This is a genomic window from Streptomyces sp. S6 (assembly GCF_054880855.1).
This window is the reverse complement of sequence record NZ_JBTYMC010000526.1, coordinates 1-2659: the sequence shown is the minus strand read 5'-3', so window position 1 is coordinate 2659 and position 2659 is coordinate 1. Positions and strand designations below refer to the sequence as shown.

2 protein-coding genes and 1 pseudogene are annotated in these 2659 nt (G+C 72.0%); all 3 read right to left on the bottom strand.

All coding sequences use genetic code 11. From position 1 onward, the window contains the following. A pseudogene (locus tag ACVNF4_RS34720) lies at window positions 1–401 on the bottom strand (FHA domain-containing protein); the annotation flags it as partial. Window positions 402–448: 47 nt separating this feature from the next. Further along, window positions 449–1795 carry a vWA domain-containing protein gene (locus ACVNF4_RS34715; protein ID WP_461806839.1) on the bottom strand — a complete coding sequence of 449 codons (1347 nt, stop codon included), beginning with the start codon at window positions 1793–1795 and terminating at the stop codon, window positions 449–451. Between the two features lie 243 nt (window positions 1796–2038). Continuing rightward, window positions 2039–2659, bottom strand: a 621-nt coding sequence (locus ACVNF4_RS34710; protein ID WP_461806838.1) for a PP2C family protein-serine/threonine phosphatase, incomplete at its 5' end; no start/stop codon positions are given.

Here is a 2659-nt window from a genome sequence, read left to right as displayed (position 1 = left end):
GGACCGCCGAAGCCCCCGGGACCGCCGGGTGCGCCGAAACCGCTGGGGCCCCCGGGACCGCCAGGAGCACCGGGACCGCCAGGTCCACCCGAGCCTCCGGGCCCCCCGAACCCACCCCCCTGCGACGGCCGCGGAGCGGTAGGTGTGTACGACGTCGCCGTGTTCGTCAGGAAGTTCCACCGGCACTCCTCGCAGAACGGCGCACCCCCTTCGCGGGGCGTGCGGCACTGCGGGCAGAGTTCGGGGTCGGCGCCGGGGCGGCCGGGCGGCGGCGGGAAGCCGTAGCCGCTGGTCGGCGGGGGCGGCGGCGGGGGAGGAGGTACGGCACCGGCCATGCGGTGACCGCAGACCTCGCACCAGTCGTCGGAACCCGACTGGTGTCCGTTCGGGCAGGTCGGCATGTCGGCGCGTCCCCCTTTCCTCACGTGTCTCGGTGAGTCGCTCTACGTCACTTCTTTACACGAACAGTCTTTGTGGACCGCGTTTCGAGAGTCATCTCGTCCGCCTCCGCGACCTTCGCCTTCAACCGCACAGTACCTGTCGTGGCATCGACCACGTCCACCACCTTCGCAAGCAGTTTCGCAGTATCCGCGTTCCCGGAGACACTCGCGAGCTGGACGGCCCGCCCCAGTTTGGCCGTTGCTCCATCCATATCGCCCACTTTGCGCAAGTCGAGCCCTTGTTGGATGACTTGGGCCAGTTCGGCCTGTCCCGTGTAGTGGGCGACCTGGGGGTTGATGGAGGTGGAGGCCGTCATGTCGTCGGTCCACACCGCCTTCACCAGCCCCTGGGCGCCGAGGGACTGCGCGCTGCCGTCCGGCTGCGGGACGACGAGGGAGACCCGCGCCGCCAGCATCTCCTGGCCGAGTCCGGCGCTCGGCACCTCGACGCAGACGTGGTAGTCCCGGGACTCGTCTCCCCAGGATCCGGTCGGGTAATCCCCGGACCGGGGACCGGACTCGGTCCGCCGGGACGTCAACTCCTCGACGGTCGGCGCGACTTGCTTGACGAACTTCACGGTCGTGCCGACCGGCGTCCACAGCCGCAGCGTGACGTCCGCGACCTCCTTGCCCATCGCCGTCTCCATCATGCCGGTGAAGTCCGCGGCGAGTCCGGCCGGATCGGCGACGATGTCCGCGGTGCCGAGCAACGCCGAGGCGATGCCTGTGACTTCTTTCACTTCCCAGTCGGTGCCGACCCCTCGGGCGTCGCACGTGAAGCGGCCCGCGCAGTGCTCCAGCGTCGCCTTCAGCGCCTCGGGCTCCTCGTGCTCGTTGCGTCCGTCGGTCAGCACGATGCCGTGCCGGATCGCGACGTCCGCCGAGGACAGCAGCCGTTCCGCGAGCCGCAGCCAGGTCCCGATCGCCGTCCCGCCACCCGCGCTGAGCTTGCGCAGCGCCTGCTTGGCCTGCTCGCGGGTGGTCGCGTCGGCGACGGCGAGCCGGCCGACGCCCGGGTAGACCTCCTTGGCGACGTGCGTCCCCGCGACCACCGCGAAGTGGACGCCGTCACGCACCGCGTCGATCGCCGCCGCCGTCGCCTCCCGGGCGCCGCGCATCTTCGCCGGCGGGTAGTCCATCGACCCCGAGCAGTCGACCATGACGACGACGGCGGCGGACGGCCCCTGCGCCGGCGAGTAGAGGTGCGGCGAGGCGACCGCGCTGCCGACGGTGCCGCCGCCGGTCGAGGTGACCGTGACGATCGCGTTCACCTCGCGCCCGCCCTCGGGCAGGTACTCGTTCTGATAGACGTCCACCGCGAACTGCGGCACGCTCGACTTGGAGAAGTTAGCCATTTCCGTTCAATTCCCCCTGTGAGAACAGCACGTGACCGAGACGGCCCCGGGGCCTGTCGTCACATTCCCGCCTGCCGGGAGGGGTCTGGCACGCGCATCTGCGGCGTTGTCGTCGGTTGCCGACGCGCCGCGTCGACGCCCTCCTCCGCCTTGCAGCTGCACGCACCAGACCCCTCCCGGCCCGCCCTCCGGGCGGACGACGGGAATGTGACGACAGACCCCGGCCCCCACCGGGTACCCGCCTCAGAGCGATCCTGCCCCCGCCGCCGGTGCGGGGAACGGTACGACGGCCACTGTTACGTTGTCGTGGCCCCCGCCGTCCAGCGCGTGGCCCACCAGCACCCGGGCGCTGTGCAGCGGACGCGGCGCCGCGTCCGGTGGCAGCACCCGGGCCATCTCCTCGGCGGCCTCCGCGTAGTTCCACAGCCCGTCCGTGCAGACGACGACCACACCGGGCCGGTCCGGTTTGAACGACGCGGTGTGCGGCTCCAGTTCGTACGCGTCCGCGCCGAGCCAGCCGGTGATCGCGTGGGCCCGCTCGTCGGCGTACGCCTCGGCCTCGCTCATCAGACCGGCGGACACCATCTGCGCGGCCCACGAGTCGTCCTCGGTGAGCCGGGCGGCCGGTGTCGAACGGTCGTCCGGCACCCAGTAGGCGCGGCTGTCGCCGACCCACCCGACGACCAGCAGCCCGCTCGTCACGACCGTCCCGACGATCGTGCAGGCCGGGGCGTTCTGGTGCGGGGAGTGCTCGCGGGCCCCGCCGTCCTCGTCGGCCAGCGCGTTCACCGCGCGCGCGGCGGCGACGATGCCGTCGTGCAGCGCCTGCTGCGGGTGGGTGCCCTGGGGGAGCGCGGCGAGGAC

What these genes read in the sequence shown, in the direction of transcription:
- ACVNF4_RS34715 (WP_461806839.1), bottom strand. Translation starts at nt 1,795, where the DNA reads ATGGCTAACTTCTCCAAGTCGAGCGTGCCGCAGTTCGCGGTGGACGTC.